At 59.2% G+C, this 19,691-nt stretch carries 9 protein-coding genes; 2 read left to right on the forward strand and 7 right to left on the reverse strand.

Going from position 1 to position 19,691, the window contains the following annotated elements; genetic code table 11:
* Positions 1–12 precede the first annotated feature (12 nt).
* From HFK74_RS19430 to HFK74_RS19460, 7 genes are all read right to left on the reverse strand, one after another.
* Positions 13–5,004, reverse strand: coding sequence for a hypothetical protein (locus tag HFK74_RS19430; RefSeq protein WP_180204879.1), 4,992 nt, complete (start codon positions 5,002–5,004; stop codon positions 13–15).
* A gap of 4 nt (positions 5,005–5,008) precedes the next feature.
* Positions 5,009–7,888 carry a hypothetical protein gene (locus tag HFK74_RS19435; protein ID WP_180204880.1) on the reverse strand — a complete coding sequence of 960 codons (2,880 nt, stop codon included), beginning with the start codon at positions 7,886–7,888 and terminating at the stop codon, positions 5,009–5,011.
* A gap of 2 nt (positions 7,889–7,890) precedes the next feature.
* Positions 7,891–11,115 carry a DUF6603 domain-containing protein gene (locus HFK74_RS19440; RefSeq protein WP_180204881.1) on the reverse strand — a complete coding sequence of 1,075 codons (3,225 nt, stop codon included), beginning with the start codon at positions 11,113–11,115 and terminating at the stop codon, positions 7,891–7,893.
* 78 nt (positions 11,116–11,193) lie between these two features.
* Positions 11,194–11,637: a hypothetical protein gene (locus HFK74_RS19445; RefSeq protein ID WP_180204882.1), complete on the reverse strand. Its 444-nt coding sequence runs from the start codon at positions 11,635–11,637 to the stop codon at positions 11,194–11,196.
* A 456-nt stretch (positions 11,638–12,093) separates the two neighbouring features.
* A complete protein-coding gene (locus tag HFK74_RS19450; protein WP_180204883.1) occupies positions 12,094–13,167 on the reverse strand; it encodes a hypothetical protein in 1,074 nt (357 codons plus the stop codon).
* 827 nt (positions 13,168–13,994) lie between these two features.
* On the reverse strand, positions 13,995–16,025 hold the full coding sequence (locus tag HFK74_RS19455; RefSeq protein ID WP_180204884.1) for a S8 family serine peptidase: 2,031 nt from the start codon (positions 16,023–16,025) through the stop codon (positions 13,995–13,997).
* Positions 16,026–16,122: 97 nt separating this feature from the next.
* Positions 16,123–17,214 carry a DUF3616 domain-containing protein gene (locus HFK74_RS19460; RefSeq protein ID WP_180204885.1) on the reverse strand — a complete coding sequence of 364 codons (1,092 nt, stop codon included), beginning with the start codon at positions 17,212–17,214 and terminating at the stop codon, positions 16,123–16,125.
* A 562-nt stretch (positions 17,215–17,776) separates the two neighbouring features.
* On the opposite strand from HFK74_RS19460, the gene HFK74_RS19465 reads away from it, so the two are divergent.
* Both HFK74_RS19465 and puuE read left to right on the forward strand, forming a co-directional pair.
* Positions 17,777–18,649: a GNAT family N-acetyltransferase gene (locus tag HFK74_RS19465; RefSeq protein ID WP_180204886.1), complete on the forward strand. Its 873-nt coding sequence runs from the start codon at positions 17,777–17,779 to the stop codon at positions 18,647–18,649.
* Positions 18,649–19,542, forward strand: a complete 894-nt coding sequence (puuE, locus tag HFK74_RS19470) for an allantoinase PuuE (protein WP_180204887.1) — start codon at positions 18,649–18,651, stop codon at positions 19,540–19,542. The genes HFK74_RS19465 and puuE overlap by 1 nt, the downstream gene beginning before the upstream one ends.
* The last annotated feature ends 149 nt before the right edge of the window (positions 19,543–19,691 follow it).

The raw sequence follows: 19,691 nt of genomic DNA on the forward strand, positions 1-19,691 counted from the left end.
ACGTGTCGGTCCTTAGCTGAACAGTGGATAGGGTTCCAGCCTCACTCGGTTAGGGCCAGAGGACTGGAACCAAAGGGTGGGTGCCAGTGCCTGCAGGTCGCCAAGATCTTCGACATGCGCGTTGCGCGCATGGGCCAGCTCGCGGGTCTGCTCGACGATTTGCTGCACCAGATCATCGTCCAGCCTCTGGCGCACCAGCGGTGGCACAGCCAGCAGAATGGCTTGCGGTGGGCGGGCAGCTGGAGCATTGAAACCGAAAGCCGCCATAGTGCTGCGGTGCGGCATTGGAATCGCCTCGCTAAAGCTGTCGATCAGCCCGACTGCTACGTGGTCGCCCGCCCACGCGTTGGTGCTGCCATAGGCTGCGACGAAACGCTCGTTCAGCGACATTTGCAACGTTGAGGCTTCGCTCCGTTTTTTCAGATTCGCCTTAACGACGTTGGCTTTCCCTGTGCGCCACGGGTCAGCGGGCGAACTGCTCCAGGCGACGAGTGGGTCAGCCAACGCCAGCTGCAATGCCTCAAGCCGCGCCAGCGGCGGCCTCACGGTCGCCACGACGGTAAGCCAGCTATCGTCAAGCGCCGGCTCATCATGCTGCACAACCAGCTGCGTGCTACCGAGCAGCGTCTTTCGCGACCAGCAGGCCAGGATCGCCAGCTTGCCTTGGGGAGCTGCCAGGTTGGCGATCGCCTGCGCCAACGTCGGTATCCCATCGGGCTGTTGTTCGCGCTTGCGCTGATCATGGTCGTGCAGCTGCGCGCCGATCCGTGCGCGAGCCGCCAATTTTGCAGGTTCCGGCGCACCACCGAGGCGATCTTCCAGCGCCTTGGCGGTTGCTTCAGCGACGTCAGCCAAATGACTTGCGCTGGCAGATGCCACCGTTCCGCACAGAGCAGCAAACAAAGCCTCGCGATCTGCGCGCTTGCTAATCGACGTCACACCCCAACCTAGCGCGCGGCGCAACAAGACCGTTCGCGCTGCGTCGTTACCGGCGGCACGCAATCCGGCGATCAGGTTTACACATGCGCTGTGCAACGCGCTGTATCGATGGGTCAGCTCGACATAGATATCGGCATCGACCGCCTGTTGTGTTGAGGCGTCCTGAGTGACATCGCGGCCTGCAGCCGGACGATTACCCAGCGCTGCCGCGAGGTGCTGCGCCAGTTGGTGCTGCGGCGGCGGGTCGATACATACCTGCGCAAGGCCCAGCGTCTGACGAATGCGCAGGTGCAATTCCGACTGGTTGGCGCTCGCTTCCTGCGGCGTAATACCCAGTGTTGCAACCGTCGCCATACCTAGCAGAGCGTTATCTTCGTCGGCTGCAATCCACAGTCGCAGATCGTCGGGCTTGATCTCCTCCACCACGGCATCGACAGCTGCGCCGATCTGCGTGCGGATCTTGTCGTAAAGTGCGGTCTGATCGAGCGCCGCCAGCTCAGTGGGTCGCGTGCCGAGGTCAACCAACGAGACGCTGCCGAGCGGATTGCCTTCGGCATCTTTCACCACCCACTCGCGGGCATGCCCTTCACTGATGTAAACCAATGGCCGGTTCAGCTTCCGGCGCGCCAACTCGCCCAGGAACTCAACTGGCAGAGCCAGCGTGTCAAGCGGTTCGAGCCCCAGCTCCTTGAGCGTCACAGCGCCGAGTTGCGTATTGTCGTCCAGGTTGGTCGCGGTCCATGTCCAGCCATCACCCAGGCGGTCATCGACAAAGGCCGCCAGCGATGGATCGGCCAGTCGGATCGGCCCCCCATCATCAGGCACCGTGCTCACCGACACATATGGCACGACCGCCATCACCAGGCTTTCTAGCTGATAGCCCGAAGGCGGCGTGCGGATGAACTCGAAGCTTGGTGGACGCGTAAACCCTGCGGCGGCGTCCATCGTCTCGGCGGCGCGATCGGCCTGGCGATTGATCAGTTGCATTATCCCGTCGGCCAACAGCAGGTCGCCGTAAGTGTCGAGGGCTTCGTGCAATTTCAGCAGCGCAGCGCGTTGGCTCTCTTGGAGAGGGAATTGTGGATCGCCGGCCAGCAGACCTTTCAGCGCCTCGATGCCATTGCAGACCTCGTTTTGATCCAGCCGCTCCGCGCGCATTGCGTATTGGGGGCTGGTGCGCAACGCCTTGACCTTTTGGTGCGTGCCGATGACGTGCTCGACATGTCGCCCAACGATCTCGTAGATATGAAAACCCAGGCGTACCTCTTCAGCAATCTCCTCGGCCAGGCGTACCTTGCCCGAGCTGATATTCATTTCCCACGGGTTGCGCCCGCCATCGTTGGCCGAGGCCGCGCGCGCCGATGACAGAAACTTGTCGCGCAGAATGATGGCTGCCAGCGTTTGGTTGTACGAAGGCGTGTGCAGCCGCCCGGCATTGGTAGGCCCTGGCGCGCCAAGAAACGGGCCATCTACCCAGCCATACGCGCCTAGCCGGTGAACATGACGCGCACTGGCACTGTGCTGCTTGAGTCGCTGCCAGGCAAAACCGGTGATCCATGGGTCGATGCGGTGAGCAAAGCTGTCAAGCGTAGCGCGCAGAGCGCGCTCCAGTTGGAGGCGTCGCTCATCGGGGAGTTTGATAAGAAACACAGGCTCGCCGGTCTCAGGATCGCGCTCGTCCTGATTCCAGTCGGGCTGGTCGAGCTCGCAGCTGATCGCGCGCATGGACTCGATTTGCGCCTTCAGCACAGGGAGTGCGATATCGCCTCCGGTTTGATTGCGCAGCCAATCGGTACTGATCTGGCAGGCGTGGATCAGCAGTCGGATAAGGAGGCTGTCGGGTAGCACCCGCATCTGGTATTCAGCGGTCTCGTCCAGCACCCACCAGCGCTCGAAGATCTGGTCGATGTCGAGCGTTTCTTGAAGGTCGAGCAGCAGCATTAGAAATCGCTTGAGGTCGACCCGCGCCCGTTTCTCGCCGTTTTGGTGGCGGTAGATCGTCCGCCCTGGCTGCACCAGCGGCAGGTAGTTGGTTTGCCAGAAGCCGTTGGCCAAGTGCAGCGTTTTAGGCATATGACCAAACAAGCGTGCTACCCCGTCGTACAACTTGCGCGCGTACGCCTCGAACTGCTCACGCCCGGCCTGGTCGAGCTGAAACGGCGCGGCCCAAGCCGACACCGGCGCAAACGAGCGCTGGATGTAGCGTTTGCTTAGCGCATCGCGACTGAGCAAATCCATGAACCGGCCCGTGGATGCGCCGACCACAGTGCCATTGCGCCGCGCTGCCGCCGCCCACGTGCTGCGCAGTTCGCTCAGTGCCTGGGCCATGCACGCTTCGACGCGTCGCTGCTCGCCTTGTTCTGCACTGAATCCGTCGCCAGGCTGCCACTGCGAGAGTGCAGTCACCGGAAGCAAACCATAGGGTTGGTCGCCAATGCGCAGCGGCATCAGCGGCCCCTCCGGGCAAAAATTGTGCGCCAGTGACTCACGCTCATCGCCCTTACACGGCCGGTGAAGCACATGTCTGATCTCTTCAGGGGTGGGGATCGCGTCGTCGCGAAGTGGAAATGCCCACCGACTCATGCGAAAGGCATCCTCACTCACCTCCCAGATAGCGGTCAGCCAGTGGCCAATCAATGCGGGCCAGAGCGCCTGGGCCATGCGCTGGCTATCTTCGGTGTCGTCCGGCGTGTCCGCGCCGGGGAAAACAGGCAAACTGTTGCTGCTGCCGGTCAGGTGGTGCTCGATGTTGCTGCCGCTCGTGGACGCCGGTTTTGTGCTCGGGTCCAGGCGTTGCCGGATGCGCGCCCTGGCCACCAGACGCCAGCTTTCCGCGTCGGCGGCGAGGTCGGCGGCGGGTGCGCCATGCACAGTGTTAGTCGGTGTGCCCAGGCGCAACACGCCAAGCTCGCCGGCGTCCGACTGGGCGCGAAAGTGCGCGTCGGGCGGTTCATCGCCTATACCGATTACATAGATCGCCTCCAGCGTTGCGGGCGCCAGTCCGGTGTCGAGCAACCATTCGCCGGCCAATCCCACGGCTTTGGCCGTCTCCCAAGAGACCCACCAGGCGTCGCGGATATTTTCCCGCTTGTTCGCCGGCTTGTTCGGCAGCTGCAACTGCAGCGCATCGGCGCTGATCGTCGCGCTGGCTTGCATCGGCAGCCGCCCGATCTCGTGGCGAGTCGCAACGCCGCCGGCATCTCGTGTAACGGCCCAGACACGCAGTTGCGGCGGCAAGCCGCCGACGCGGTTCGGTTGAGGATCGGGCGGCATATCGGGCGGCAGATCGACACGCAATTCGTCGCCATCGACCTGCGGCAGCACGTTGGCTACCAGCCAGGCCGCACGCGCAGGCGTGACTTGCTGGCAGAACATGTCCCAGGCCACGCCGACGGCATCACCGTCGAGCCAGCCAGGGTCGAACGCGCCCAGTTGGCGCGCAGCCTGCCAGAAGGTTCGGAGCGTGCTCAGCTCGCCTGCGCTGACGTGGGCATTGTCACGGCAGATTGAGGCCTCGTCAGGTATTACTCGAAGCGAAAGCTTCCAGTGCGTCGGGTCGTCGTTGTGGCGCGATTGCGGCGCGTCGAACAGGGTCTCCAGGCGCAGCGGCAGCAACACGCCGACATCGTCAAACGGGTAGGCGCGCTTGGCGACGGGCTGCTCCAGCCAGATGTGATGGGCGGCGTGCACCAGCTCGGTCAAAATCGCCTGGTTGTCGCCGATGGCGGCCCGCACCTGCGCCATGTAATCGGACGTTGGACCGCCAGGGCCTTGGGGTATGTTCTCAATCGCCACCGCCTGCTCGTCGCTGATCGCCGTGGTTGTGCCTAGAGCGGTGAACACCGGATCGGCGTTCACGGAGTCCTTGAGCAGCAAACGCGTCGCCCACAGCCAATCCTCGGCGACCGCCAGGTAGTTGCGGTCGGTAACCGTCCAGTCACCGGATTGAAGCGCATCCTGCTCGCGTTCCAGCGGCTCACGCAACACCTGTAGATCATCCTGGAGCGCGGTCAGCGCATCGCTGACCCGTTGGCGCCGCAGGTCGCGGTATGTGAAGGTAGTCATGGATTCAACCCCTGCTGTTCAGTTCCTTCCCGCTGATCGCGACACGCGTCGGCTGATCCAGCGCCGTTTGTGCGAAAGTGGCGGCGTTGGTTTTCGTCAGTGGCTTGTCATCGGGATTGACATTGCGAAAGCGCAGCTCGGCGGGCGGCTCGTCCAGCACCAGCCAATACAGGTCGATGTCGCTGGGCGCGACATCGAAGGTGAAAAAAGTCAGCTCCGGTGTGAGCGTGCCTGCGAAGATCGGCCCGAAGAACTTGCGATCTCTTCGCCACTTTTCTATATCGGCCTGCGGCACTCCGTCTGGCGCTCCTTCCAGCATGTCGAGCTGCGGGGTCGATTTGAGCAATTCGTCGACGTTGTCGCCAGCACCGGGCTTGACCAGGTAGACCAGCGTAGACGGGTAGCGTCGGAACAGGTCACTGCGGAAGGTGAGCACCAGGCGGCTGCCATTGGCATTGGCGACGTCGTGCGGCTGAATCGACTGGTGGCTTAGCGCGCCGATCGGGTCGGCGGGCACTTTGGCCCACTCGCCCAGCGGCTGGATATCGCCCTGGCGCTTGTGGGTGGCGTAATTGACCGGGCCCCAGAACATCCTCAGCGGCGTGCAAGTGCGCGTCACCGCCAAGTCGCGCCAGCGCATCTCACTTATAAACTGGGTGTTGATGCCGACCATGAAGGCGTCGATAAACGTCGGATTCGTCTGCAGCGCCGTGATCGAGTCCTTCTCCAGCATGCTGGCGCCAGGTAGCAGCCATTCCTTGTCGTACTGGCTGAGCAAGCCCCAAGTGGGAAAATCCAGACCAATCGGGAACTCGGGCGGGATCAAGCGGGTGCAATCGATGCCCTCTAGCTGGCTACACAAGCGGATGCGCGCCGGCGCACTGGGTTTGCGTGGGTCGAGCGCGCCAAACAGCGTGTCGGACAAGCGCCCGAGATCGATTGGTTTTTGCTCGGGCCGCGGCTCACTCGGCATGTTGTCGAGCAAATCGTCGCAGGAAATCCCGATATCGGGCACGTGGGCCAGAATCGCGCGGCAACGGCGTTTGGCCAGGCACTGGCGAATCGCACGCCGAATACTGTCGTGAAGCCGCTGCCGGGCGCCCTCGTCTGCCATCACCAGCTCGCAGAAGATTAGCAGCGACACCCCAAACTCATCCCCTAATTCTTCGACGATGCCGTCCGCCTCGCAGGGTAACTCGCGCTCCTCCAGCAGATTCTGCAGGGTGCCCCTGAGTTTGGAAAAAAGCAGTTCGGCGAGCTGTTTACGCAGTCCGGGAATGTCGTCCTGTGCGTGCTCCTTGATGAAACTTTGACTTTTTTCTCGATAGGCTTGCGTGACGAAGCGCACGATCTCATCGAGCTTTTCCATCACCGTGTTGAGCCATCGCTCGTCTAGCTCAAACATCTCTTCGACGGTTGGCAGCCCCATCTGCTGAATGATCGCATCGACGTGGGGCAGACCGGCGGGGGCGCGCTCCGGTTGACGTTCAGGCTGGTTCGCTTCGTCCAGTGCCGCGCTGCAGTTGATGCCACCGTTGGTATCGGCGACGTGGCGCGTCGTCGCGCTGCGGTCGCGCAGGATGCGCTGCGCCGCACTTGAAAACAATGCCTGCACGAGCGGGCTGCTACCGGATGTGACGCGGTCCAGCACGATACCGCCGTCGGCCGCCACCATGCGTGACATCAACGGGCCGAACAATCGCAGTCGTTGATTTTTGTCGGCTGGCAGGCGGCGATCCCACAGGCTGCTCGCCGCCTGCAAACCCATTGCAAGGTGTCCGATGCGTTGACCGGCCTCGCGTAGCGCCCCGGCCTGGGCCACAGCGGCGTCCATCAGCGCTTCTTGCGCCTCCACGCCCATCCAGACACCCAGGCCCGCGGTACCGCGAAGGCGCGGATCGTTGTTGAGTTCGTGCGGCCACCCTGCGCCAAATCCCTCCGGGTTCGGCAGCCAGGGGCGGCCGTATTGCGGTAGGCCGATTGTGTCAGCATGACTCTTTGTGATCAGGGCCAAGTCAGCCTGCACCTTATCGATCTGGTCTTGCTGCTGAGTTTCCGGTTGCTGCAAGGACGTGATTGCCCCGCGCACCTCTAACGTCTCGTCGATGCCCACGCTTTTTCGCCGGTAGTGCAAATTGGCTTTGCCCACATCACGCGCTTCAGGCATGTGAAGTGCGGTGGCCAGCGTTTCGAAGTCCCCCGACTCAGCTGTCCAGAAGCGCCATGAGTGGAATGCCGGGAGCACGCCCTTGGTGCCGAATTGACGGTCTGCCGGGGCGTTCCACATCAGTTGCCCTGCGTCGTTGAATGCCGGAACCAGCACTGCGATGTATTCCTGCTGCGCCATCAGACCGACCGGCTTGGGTCCGCCGTTGGTTTCCAGTCCCCGTGGTGACACGATCCGCCCCACAGTCGTGTGCCCGTCCCACTGCGTGTGCGCCCACAGGTGCGACTCCGCCAGGTTGTGAGCGATGAGCACTTTATCGTCAACGCGCGTCACCAGGGCGCCGTCGACCTGGATCTCCTCGGTGGTACCGACCAGCAGCACCAGCCAAGGGGGCAGATTTGGCATATTGACTTGCGGTGTGTACCTCCAGGGAAGGTCGTACTCCCACAGGTCGATGTGAACCAGCTTGGTCGTTTCGGCGTCGCGGGCGAATGGCGCTGGAGCCATGTGCTTGATCGCACTCGACTTGAGCCCGGCCACGTCGGCGGCCGCTATCAGCGTGAAACGAGCATCCTCGGTAGCCTGCTGCGCTGTGTTCGAATCGGTCAGCGTCAGCGCAAGCTTGCCACCCAGGCGTGGCCCTTGCTTCTGCGCACGTTCGAAGAGCGCGCAACGCTGCCACGCCTTGAAAGTCAGTTTTTCGGGGAGTTCCGGCATTGCTAGAGCACTCCTGTCAGATCGAGCGTCTTTTGGGTCGCAGGCAGGGCGATGCCGTCAGACTGCCTGGCTTGGACAAAAGCTTGCACCACGTTCTGCGCAGTGACGTTCTGGGTTACGCCGTGTTTGTCGTGGCTGTTCCAGGTTTCCTGGTTGACCGCGACCAGCGCTTCGCCCGCGGTGAGAGTCGCGCCATGGGACTTTTCACCGAGCATGCCCGTCAGCACGAGGCTGGCGTACAGTTTGCCGGTGATGCGACTCTTGATGCGCTGCGGCAACTTCACCAGGTACAGATCGATCTCGGCAACTGCAAAGTCCCCCGTGCTCATCGCTCCTGCGGCGATTCGCAGGCCCGATTGCTGCCTGGCAAAGCGGCTGGTATTGAGCGCCTCGCTGTCACCCAGCTTTATATAGGTTCCTACACCAAACCAGTCGTCTTCGGGCTTCTGCTCGGGCAGGCCACTGGTGGCAACCAGGGTGTGCCAGCCGCCTAGATTCACGCCCTCGATCTTCTCGATTGCCAGATTGAGCGGGGTACGTTTCTGCTCCCATATCAGCTCACCAACCGGGGCGAACAGTTTGGCTGCGCTGGATTCCAACGGCCCAAAGACCACGCTGCGGTCCTCGCCTTCCATACGCAGGTTGTCGGGATTTTTGAGCTCGTCACGCAAATGTTCCGGCAGGTTCGCGATGGCGACCACAGCCTCGGGCGGGTTACTGCTAAGCGTGATCGTGACATTGCCCGACACCTTGATGAACAGCAGCCGCACGCTGGCACGGGCTTGCAACACCAGCGGGCCAGGGCCGCTCAGTTGCCCCTCCACTCGCACGCTACAAATCGATGCCCCCTCGAACTCGACATCGAAACCGGCGTCGACCCGGGCGATGAAATAGAACGGTTTGAACTGGATAAGTGCATCGAAGCCGAACCAGCCATGCGCTGCCATTGGCCCGATCTCGATGCCCGCTTCCACCCGTGAGCCGAGCTGAAAGGTGTTGGAGGTGATCGCCAGATACATCTCCTGCTTCAGCCACACTGGACCGAGCGCGAGCGAAACGCCCACACGCGCCACTTTCGGCAGCTCCATTGCGCCGGGATTGAACGACGGGTGAAAGCCGCCAACGGTGAACAGGAAATAGCTGTTATCGCCATAGACGAGGCGCAGCGCCACGCCACCGGTAATACGGAAAATACCCAGCACGTGCGAATTGACCAGCGGTGCATCGAAGAAGATCAACGACTTGGTCAGATCGACGCCGCCGACAAAATCCATGCGCAGATACACCAACGCGAACTCTTCCGAACCTATGACCAATCGTGCTGATCCGGCGATAAAGATTTTGCGCGGACCGGGCAGCTCGATAAAAACACCGGCATCGAGCTTCAGGATATAGAGCCAGTTAAGCTGGAACGTCGGTCCGATCAGAAAAATGCCCGGCTCATCAGGAAAAAACAGCTGAGTATCGCCCAGCAGTTTGGGGGCGTTCTGCATCGGGTTGTCGTTGAACAGCACCTGGCCGGCTGCGCCGCTGGCCAGCCGCTCGCGAACCAGGTCTGTATTGACACGGCGGTTTATGCCTACCAGACCGCCGAATGCCGAGACGCTGAAACCGAAACCGAGCTGCACGCCCGGTAGCGGCAGGCGAATACCAATCAACGCGACCACAGAGGGGTCGCCGGTGGGCAGCGTTTTGTAGAGGCCATAGGCGAACGCGCCGATGCCGAGGATCTTGAGCTGAAGCGCACCAGCGAATTCATTTTTGTTGGCGATGTTGAGAAACCCCCCGCCGGAAACCGGGCCGCACTCAAGCGACAGGCCAATGCCCTGCGGTGGCAGAAGATCTCCGTTAACGCCGTTCCAGCGTCCGACCCAAACGCCCGCACCGTCCATGACCACACCAAGCGGCCCAATCTGGGCGTTCGCGCCGTATTGGAACTGGGCGCGAAAATTTAGTTGGCCATTGTCGAGTTTTACATCCAACCGAGTTACCACCTGATCGAGATTGACACCCGCGCCCGCTCCACCGATCTTCAGATTGATCGGCGTTGCAAACTGCACACTCAGTCCTGGCGGCTCTCCTAAGCTAACCCGGCCAGCCAACCCCTGGCCCTGCGTGTACGTCACATCTACCCCGGATTCGAATCGCAGCTGCACCGGAATGTTCAGGCCGAAGCTAATAAACTTGAGAAAGTCGGGTTTGAGCACAAATTCGATCTGCTCCAGCTTCAGCAGTACATCGAACAATGGGCCGCTACTGCGAAAGTGCAGGCCGAAGCGCACCGACTTGATCGCGAAATGTGTGCCACTGATGTCGCCAAGCAGCAACGCGTTGGCGTCGACAGGTTGCGTACACGCGACAACACTGAAGTCTCCACGGGGTACAGCGATATCAACTTGAGTAGCGTCGAACTGGAGGCGGTAGTTGTTGTCACCGCTATCGTCGGTGGCGAACTTCAGCGTCCAGCCGCGCGGGAGTTCGACGACGTGGCTATTTACCTGCTCGGAGTGGATCAGGTGTAGAACCAGCGCGAAATTTTTGAGTTGGTTGAAAGCGCCTGGATCATCTGGCCCTTCGAGTGTCAGCGAACCTAGCGGGCCGGCAGCAGCTCGGTTGGCCTGTGCTGCGAACTGCTCGAAATCAAACGGTAGCGGCAGGCTCAGCGGCGAGTTGATCAGATTATCGATCATCTTGATCAATTCTTCGGAATTGATCCCAGGCACGCCTCCCAAGGGCAGCGCGAGAAAGCCCAGCTTGCGATATTCCAGGGTCAGCAACGCCTGCGGCGACGAGATCAGCATCAGCACCAGCACTTGCAGCGCTTTGATGTCTCCAAGCTTTTGCACCCTGCCCAGCAGCAGCTCCAGCGCTGAGTCGCCCGGATTGGAGAGCAGCTCGTTCAGTCTTTCCTGGTAAATGACAAAGGTGGACAGTGTGTTGCCCGTCCACTCGAAGCCAATAATGCCTAGCAACGTGAGGGTTTCGGCCAGTCGAGGAAAGTTCATCTGCAGAGTGCGTACGATCAGCGTGTCTCGCAGCTGCTTGTTATTAGTGATCGCGTGCAGCTTGTCCAACCAACGGCCGATGCCGTCGCCGCTCGGATCAACGGTGACTTCCAGAAGGTCTTTAAGACGGTCACCGATGGTTTGCAGAATGGCGGGTGGCGGCGGGTCACCTTCAAGGCTTTTGCAGAGCAAGTTGGTTACCGATTCGAGAATATTTGCCATCGTGTTGTACCCAACTCTATTGGCTCGCCACCATGACAAAGCCATGAAAAGTCTGAACACATATAGCTCAGCGAAATATTAGTTAGCGCCCCACTCGTGACGGCCGCACCAATGCACCTGGCCATCATGATTCTTTCTAAGGCACGCCCCACCACAAGTGGGGCAAGCCTCCGGGCATCGATCGACTAACTGTTCGTCGGGCTCGCCAGCAACAAAAAAGTAAACATTGTATCTTGCCCTACCCTCGAGTATTCCAAATTCCCTGTCCATGTCCATGTCCTGAGTAAGATCAATGACACCCAGCACATCATCGGAATCTGCAACATCGTGCTCAGCAAGTGTCAACTCCAATACTCCATCGGGAATGATTATTTCCGGGTAATCGACACGTTCTTGATTGTCGTTAAACTGCCCAAGGGACAACAAACTATCTCCAAGCACGCCATACAAGTCATCGGACTCAATCAGATCTTCAGTTTGTATACACACAATTTTATTTATCACTAGAAACGCGGGATGCATGTCGCTCTCCTTATCATCAATGGTACTAACGACCCATGCTTCAAATACACCAAGCTGCTATTACCGGCATCATTCATAGCTTCAACTGATAGTTAATGCATTGACACAGGCAAGCGTGACTCACACCAAATAGCCTGAGCAAATGATAAAGTTGATACCCAACCGAAAAGCATTTGAGGAGCAGTAAGTGAGTGTAGAATGCCAACAGCGGCGCGCTATGAATATTGGCTATTGCTAATATCTGGATTCTTCATATATTTAATATTAGTGCATTTGAAATGAGCGCACTGACCGAAAGGCGGCTGCACTGTTAGTGTTGTCGCGGTATGTTACGCAAGGTCCGAGCGGACCGATGAGCCCGCGCTTGAAACGCGCAAACAGTTTCCTGTACTGGACGACGGATTAGCTAAGTGCTTGTTCGTTTCAGACACGGTGCTGAACAGACGGGTACGTACTTCACTGCTCATATTCTTTTAGGGTCGCCATGACAATCTTCGCCATCTCGCTGAACCCGGGAACGCTGTTCCTGAGGTTCTGCCAGGCAACCACGTAGCGGTGGTCGGCCGCCAGCGGTGCGTAGAGCACGCTCACCTCGGACCAGACGTTGCCACCAGTTTTAAGCGGTCCGACCCCGAGCTTATTGTGGGTGACGACGGCCCGGTCGATGATCGGTGGCACAGTCCTTGTGATCCATGGCTGGTCTGCACCTGCCGCCGACCCAGAGAGCGGTATGTCCATTGCGCTGCACAGCGGCGCATCGAAGACGCAATCGCAGACCATGGCTGTCATAAGCCGGGCGATGCTACGTGTGGTCGAGCACTGCGCAGATGGCCCGTCATTCAAGGAGTTTACCAACCTCGCAGAGGGATACTGCGCGCCCCCCATGAAATCGCCTGCTAGCCAGACGCCGGTCTGGGCCCCTGCATCAAAGAAGCCGCCAGAGGCGAGGGTCCCATTCAAGTAGCTGTACCCGACGCCGTGGATGCATAGTGCCGACTCCGCGTTATTGCTGTCGACGATCGATCTAATCAGGGATGTGACGTAGCCCGGAGCAAACGACACAGTGCCGCCGATAAATGTGAAGACGCTGTCGTAGACGGGTAGTCGGTGCGTGTCCGTTATGCCTGGAGCGGTCGAGAGCGCGGGCACGCAGGAACTAATGAATGGATCCATCTGTGCTTGCAGATTCAAGAACAGTTCCGCCTGTGAGCCAGGATTCGTCGCAGTGACGAACCGCTGGACCATGTCCAGCAACGCGATGGCGCCATACAGGACAGCAATCTTCACCTCGCTCGCGCTGTAGTCCACTTCATCCTCTTTCCATCCGGCCATGGGATAGGGGTTCAGGGGATCCGTGATGTCCATGATGGTGATGGGGACGCCGAATGAGCCGGCAGCAATCCCCTGACGCAGCACGGCGTCGTCGATCGCCTGGTCGAGAGCGTTCTGAAGTGTATCGTCAGCGCTCGTCTGGATCTGCGGTGCCGGTGGGAAGAGCTCTACGGTGGGGGCATCTGGAGGTGGACACATATTCTTCTCCTCGGCCATTGGCGGGTATGGGGAGCGCCAGGGATGCCTGGATTGAAAATGAATTGACTTCGAGCTTTCGGATGATGCGTAGCGTCTGAACGGACATGATCCTCATATAGGCTTCGTCCACAGCTGGGTCACCTCTCGAACCCTCTCCTTTGGGTAGTCTGACTTACCATAACGTGGGCTACTGCTGTCCGACCTTCCTTAAGCGAGATGAAAGTCCGACACTCCTCTACCACTTACCAACTACCGGAGTGACTGCCATAGGGCCCAGCGCCGAGTAACTACTTATCGAAATTGAAGATCTTTTTGTTCGGTTAGCTTAGCAGTTAGAACCTATTGATCAAGATCGATTCGAACGAATACCTATGCTGATTTGATAGATATCAATTGGCGTCAACCGTTAACAAAAAAGCACAACGACCGAGTTCGCCGTCGTGCTGGTGACCAATGTATTCTCAGAAGTCGAGCGGGTCGAATATTGCCCGCGTAAAGTGTGTATCCCAAACAGGGACAAGCTTGGTGTCAAGCCTGTACAGCGGCCAGCAGTTTGTACAGGTTTAGCGACAGATCGAGTGCGAGCTGCGCCGCAAGTACAAGGCACTGGCCGAGACGGCGGCGCTCCTGGTGTTGGACAACTGACCTCGCTCTCTGAACCGCTGCAATCGTTAACTTTCCTGACGCCGGGGGGAACCACTGGTAATCGGCAAACCTGACATTTGTGCAGGTGCGCGATTTTCGCACTGACTCTTATAACCAACCCCCTCTACAGCGACTTCACACAACTTTGATCTGTGCCGGTTAAACACGCCAGTGCAGTGCACCTAACAAAAACGTACTACAAGTGCAAAACTTTGCTCCTCCAAAGCAATGGAGAATGCGCTTACCGTAATGTTGGCTGTACCGCCAGGCACGTCTCTCCAGAACACCTGTTCGACGTTGTTGGTTCGATCGAAGTCCAATGAGCCTGGGCTCATGTTTCCGTGGCGTTCATCGCCCCCAATCTCTACAGAAAGATCCAGGTCGTTTTGTAAGCCCTCTCCTGGAGGGTCCGTCCATACAAGGGTGACCTTTAACTGGCTTGCATCGATGGGCACCGGAACATTGAAGACCTGGTTTTCTCCAGTGTCTAAAGCCATATCTTCGTCAAGAAGCTGAATTGATTTGTTTGTCCCATCCGCCGCCACGATTGCATGCACATCGACGCGTCCAAAACCTTGACTGTTATTGGGAGAGGCACCCGCTTCGGAGGCTGGGTACTGACCGGCCAGGGAATATGCCCCGTTGATGATCAGCGCTTTAATGAGTGCTGCACTCGGCGACTTGAGATTGTGCTCCACTCGTAGAAACTCGCGCACAACCGCTGCTGAACCTGCAACCAGAGGGGTGGCCATGCTGGTGCCTCCCTCGAACATATAGAGTGGGTCGTCGCTGAGCCCCCATCCTTCCGACCTCGTGGCGCGTGACCTGGTGGACAAGATATACGAGCCAGGAGCAACGACATCCGGCTTTATCCGCCCATCAGTTGTAGGCCCTCGACTGCTGAAAGCAACCATGCCTTCAGCGCTGTTGGCCACTCTGTCGGACTTGATAGGATCTGCAGAGAACTCTGCGGGCCACCCTTGCCCGTAAGTCAGGAACTGTTCTGGGCGACTGTTCTCGCTAGCACCAACGGTCAGGCAATTCTTCGCTGTGCCTGGGGGAGTAACTGAGCCTAGATCAATCTGTCCGTTAGCATCGCGGTCAGTACCGGCGTTGCCTGCGGCAAAGCAAATCAGCATATCGCGATGCTCAAAAACGAACTTATCGAGGGCCCTTGCCTGACCATCATACTGACCAAAATTTCCTGTACTCCCCCAGGAGTTCGTGTGAATACGTGCCTTGTCGGATGTATAGGGCGTTGTGAACAGTTGCTCAAGTTCGTCAGGCAATCCACCCAAGCCACCTGAATCGTCAAGGACCGATTGAAAGATGAGTTTTGCGCCAGGTGCCGCTCCCTTGACAGGTCCGTCGGAGGTTGAAATACCGTCACCCAGCACGCTTCCAGCGACATGCGTCCCGTGCCCGTCTGGATCATCCTTCTTTCCAGCTCGCCCTAGTGCATAGAGCTTCTTCACCCGGCCTGTAAATGCGGCGTGTACGTCCGTAGTCGATCCGAGATCAAAACCGGTGTCCGCGATTGCAATGAGCTCTCCCTTACCGGTGTACGGGATCGCTGTGTTCGTGTTTGGGTCTTCAATGCCCAGTATTGTCCGCGCAATATTGTTGAAGAGTTTGCGAGCGACAACGCCTTCAATGTGACGAACATCATCAACCGCCGCAACATCGGCCAGGCGACGACGCTTGAGGGTTAACCGAATTTTGTTGCCCTGGATAGACAATTCCGATTCATGAAGATGAGCTGCTTCGGCGATTCGCTTGGCCGCATTCTTGACATCTGCATTGCAGTGCAGGACTGCGTCGACCGTAATCCGGTCAGAATCCAATGCTGGTGTTTTTGCAATAACTGCTGCAGCAGCCTCGACACCTCCCTGCTTTGGCGGAATCTGAAGAAGTCGAGGTCCGATCTTTACGACGTTCGGGTAAACGTCTGCCCAGCTAACAAACGACAACGCTCGGAGTTTAGCCAGATCGGTTCCGGGGAAGTGGCAGATCAATGCGCCGGGGACGGCCTCGAGAATATGGGCACCAGCCTTGGCAAGTTCAGTTCGCTCTGCCGCCTTTAGCGGGTGGGAGGTTTGGACGAGTACGTAGTCCGAATCGGTTGCTGTCGCGTTATCAAGCGAAAGCGCCGCAAGCATCACTTTGGGAGCTGACGTATTTATCGTAATGCCGTTGATCATGATAGGCGTCATGGTTTCCTCCAAATTTCCCTCAAGTGGGTGGACTGGCAAACTGTCGCGTATAGGGCATGCGGGTTAGAAAGGGCCGCGATAACGTCGAGATGCACCGCTAACTCAGGATGAACAGATCCCCTTCCACATCCGTATCGTTGTGTTTACGACTCTTCGCCGCGGAGTCGTAGAGGATCAGCAGAACCTCCCCACGCTGCTCGCCCGACTCGAACAGACACATGCCCTCAGCATGATCGTTGCCTTGTCCGAAAGGCACCTCCAACACCTTCTCCAATTGATCCGTAAAGACCACGCTTTGCTCGTCGGACGCGAAACCACCACGCCAGCGCAAGACCGACACCGGACCGTCCTGGTCCATAGTGGGCCCCGCCAGGATCAGCAAATCTTCGCCGCTCGTGCAGAGGTCACGCACTCCCAGGCCGTTTAACGCGAAGAAGTGTTTCCGGTAGCGGCGCCCATTTGGGCCGATCTTCTTGAGCACCAGCATTTCAGTTGAGTTGTCGCTCAGCTCGGGCTCGATTTCCAGCAGCAGTGCCCAGCCGCGAAGAACCGGTCCACGCAGCCCCAGAAAAAGGCGCGAGCCGATCACCGCCAATCCTTCGATATCCAAGCCGTTGTCTTTACCCGGGATACGCAGGAAGTCGCGTAGCTGATGATCTTCAGCAATTTCCGTGGTCAGATCGTTTCCAACCTGGTTGCCATGTAGCTGCGCCGCTGTACGTCCATCGGCGTCCACCTTCCTGGCGAGTGCATAGCGATCGTTCTGCTGAACCACAGGGATGCGGGCCAGCAGAAAGCGATTGCCGTCCGCCACCACCGTCGATAGCCGCTCGATATTCTTTTGGGCAGGCTTGCCGGCCTCGGCCTTCGTTCGCTTCAGACTATGGGAACCCGCCACCCAAAGATAACCACTGTCATGGGCATAGGCTAACCCTTCGATATCGATCTCGGCGGCTTGGTTTGGTTGGGGCAGGTCCAGGTACTCTAAGAGCTGAAACGATTCGTGCTCATCGCACATCACGACGTCGCCAGGCGCAGTGTCCTGGATTGTCAGGCGTTCCAGGTTTGTGGTTTCGTCATTAGCCACCCAAAGTGTGTTGCCAATCTGCTGAGCGACCGAAAGGCCGTCGCGCAACGACGCAAGCGCCGAATCAAATCTCAACATCGCAGCATTGCTTCGACTACTCATTAGCGCCCTCCTGTCCTCATGGTGTTGTGCGCAGGCTATTCAGAATCAGACTTTGCGCGTCTCCTTCGTCCGATCCTGGCGATCGTCCTGTCCGACCGTTCCACCATTGATGGCTTCGGTCACATCGATGGGGTTGTCCAGGTCCGCGTACTTGTTGCAACCGCTCGCTTTCAATTTGGCGCAGCAACGAATCTGATGTCGAGGCTAGTAGCTGCCCAACGATTATCAAGGCCATTTGCTAGTACGTTTTCTGACAATCAATAGAGCGCTGGGGAATAATTTGAGAGGTGGGTGGACGGACTTCCGAGCGGCAGTGATTGTCATGCGGGAGCAGCTCTACAACTGATTACTGCTCGACGACGTACTGAAGTTCGTCGATGAAGATGACTAATGATGTCTGGGCGCCGCGGGCTGAGGTATAGCCACTATCTACACCTCTCTCCCCTGCCCTCGCCACAGGAGTTGTGAGGACCTGGATCAATACTCGGGTTGAAGCTATACCGAAAAGGTTCAGAGTGGAGATGGAGCCCACGCTCGATTAACGACTGAGGAGAACTTCGCAGTGTCGAATCAGCTAGTCATACGCAACATGACCCGTCTCGAGATGGACGAGCTCGTCGATTGGGCTGCCCGTGAGGGTTGGAATCCCGGCTTTCACGATGCCGAGCTGTTCTGGGCTACCGACCCTGGTGCCTTCATCGCGGCGACCCTGGGCGGCGAATTGATCGGCGGCGGCGCCATCACCTCCTACAATGGCGAGTTCGGTTTCATGGGTTTTTTCATCGTCCGGCCTGAGTATCGCGGTCGCGGTCTGGGTAATACCCTCTGGCATGCACGCAGAGAGCGACTCCTCGCCCGCCTGCGCCCAGGTGCGAGCATCGGCATGGACGGCGTCTTCGCGATGCAGGACTACTACGCCAAGGGTGGTTTCGTTTTCTCCCATCGCAACATGCGTTTTCGTGCCGATACCGCCAAACGCCCGACGACCTCGCAGGCAGACGATCAGGACATCGTCCAGTTGGCTACCATCCCGTTCGATCAGGTTGTCGATTACGACCGCACCTGCTTCCCGGCCGAGCGCGCCACCTTCCTGAGGGGGTGGATAGCCCAGGCCGACGCCCTCGCCGTGGGTTGCCAGCGCGATGGCAAACTCAGCGGCTATGGCGTAGCAAGGCGCTGTCTTGAAGGCTTCAAGATCGGCCCCTTGTTCGCTGATGACGCCCTGGCCGCCAATGCCCTCTATGTGCGCCTGGCAGATTTTGCCCAGGGTGCCCCGTTGTTTCTCGATGCCCCGGAGAATAACCCTGCCGCGATGGCGCTTGTGCGCCAACAGGGCATGGTCGAGGTTTTCGGCTGCGCACGCATGTACCTCGGCCCTCCCCCTGCGATCGCGCACGAACGTGTGTTCGGCGTCACGACCTTCGAGCTGGGCTGATGGCCGCCCGCGACCTCATCGGTTATGGCGGCTGCCCGCCTCACCCGCGATGGCCCGGTGAGGCGCGCGTCGCGGTCCAGTTCGTCCTCAACATCGAAGAAGGCGCAGAGTCTTGCATCCTCAATGGCGATGCACAGTCGGAGGGCTGGCTGCACGAGCTACCGGGCCGCCCGCCGCGTGTGGGGGAAGCGGACTTGAGCGTGGAGGGCATGTACGAATACGGATCGCGCGCCGGTGTGTGGCGCATTCTGCAGTTGTTCAGTGCCCGAAACCTGCCGCTGACCGCCTTCGCCGTCGGCCGGGCACTGGAACTCACCCCGGCGATTGGCCATGCGCTCTGCGCTGCCGGGCATGAGATTGCCGGACATGGCTACCGTTGGCTGGACTATCGCGACATGCCTGAAGACCAGGAGCGGCACCATATCCGCCTGACCCTCGACGTGATCGAGCAGATCTGCGGTAAGCGCCCCGTGGGTTGGTACACAGGCAGGGTCAGCCAGAACACCCGCCGCCTGTTGCGCGAGGAAGGCGGGTTTCTCTATAGCTCCGACGCCTACAACGATGACCTGCCCTATTGGCTCCCGGGCGAGCCCGCCCACCTGGTGATCCCTTACACGCTGGTCAACAACGACGCCCGCTATCTGCTGCCGAATGGTTTCGCCTGCGGCGAAGATTTTTTCCAGCTGCTCAAGGATGCTTTCGACCAGCTGTGGCAGGAAGGCGCGCACCAGCCGAAGATGATGAGCGTCGGCTTGCATGGGCGGATCAGTGGCCATCCTGGTCGGGCCTTGGCGCTGGCGCGCTTTCTCGATTACGTGCAAGGCCATGACGCGGTGTGGATTTGCCGGCGCGAGGAGATTGCCAGGCACTGGATGGCTGAATTTCCCGCTTGAGGGGTTCGGTGTCAGGTGCCAGTGTTATCGTTGTCGTCCATCGCCAGCAGGCTGGCTCCCACAGGGGATCAGATGCAGCCCTAAAAGTCAGGTTGGCTGTCAGGCAGCCTCGCCCCGTTAAACCACGATGGCCCATCGCGGCGCCCCCC

The sequence above is a fragment of the Pseudomonas sp. SbOxS1 genome (genome assembly GCF_013416725.1).
In the GTDB taxonomy this organism is placed as follows: Bacteria; Pseudomonadota; Gammaproteobacteria; order Pseudomonadales; family Pseudomonadaceae; genus Aquipseudomonas.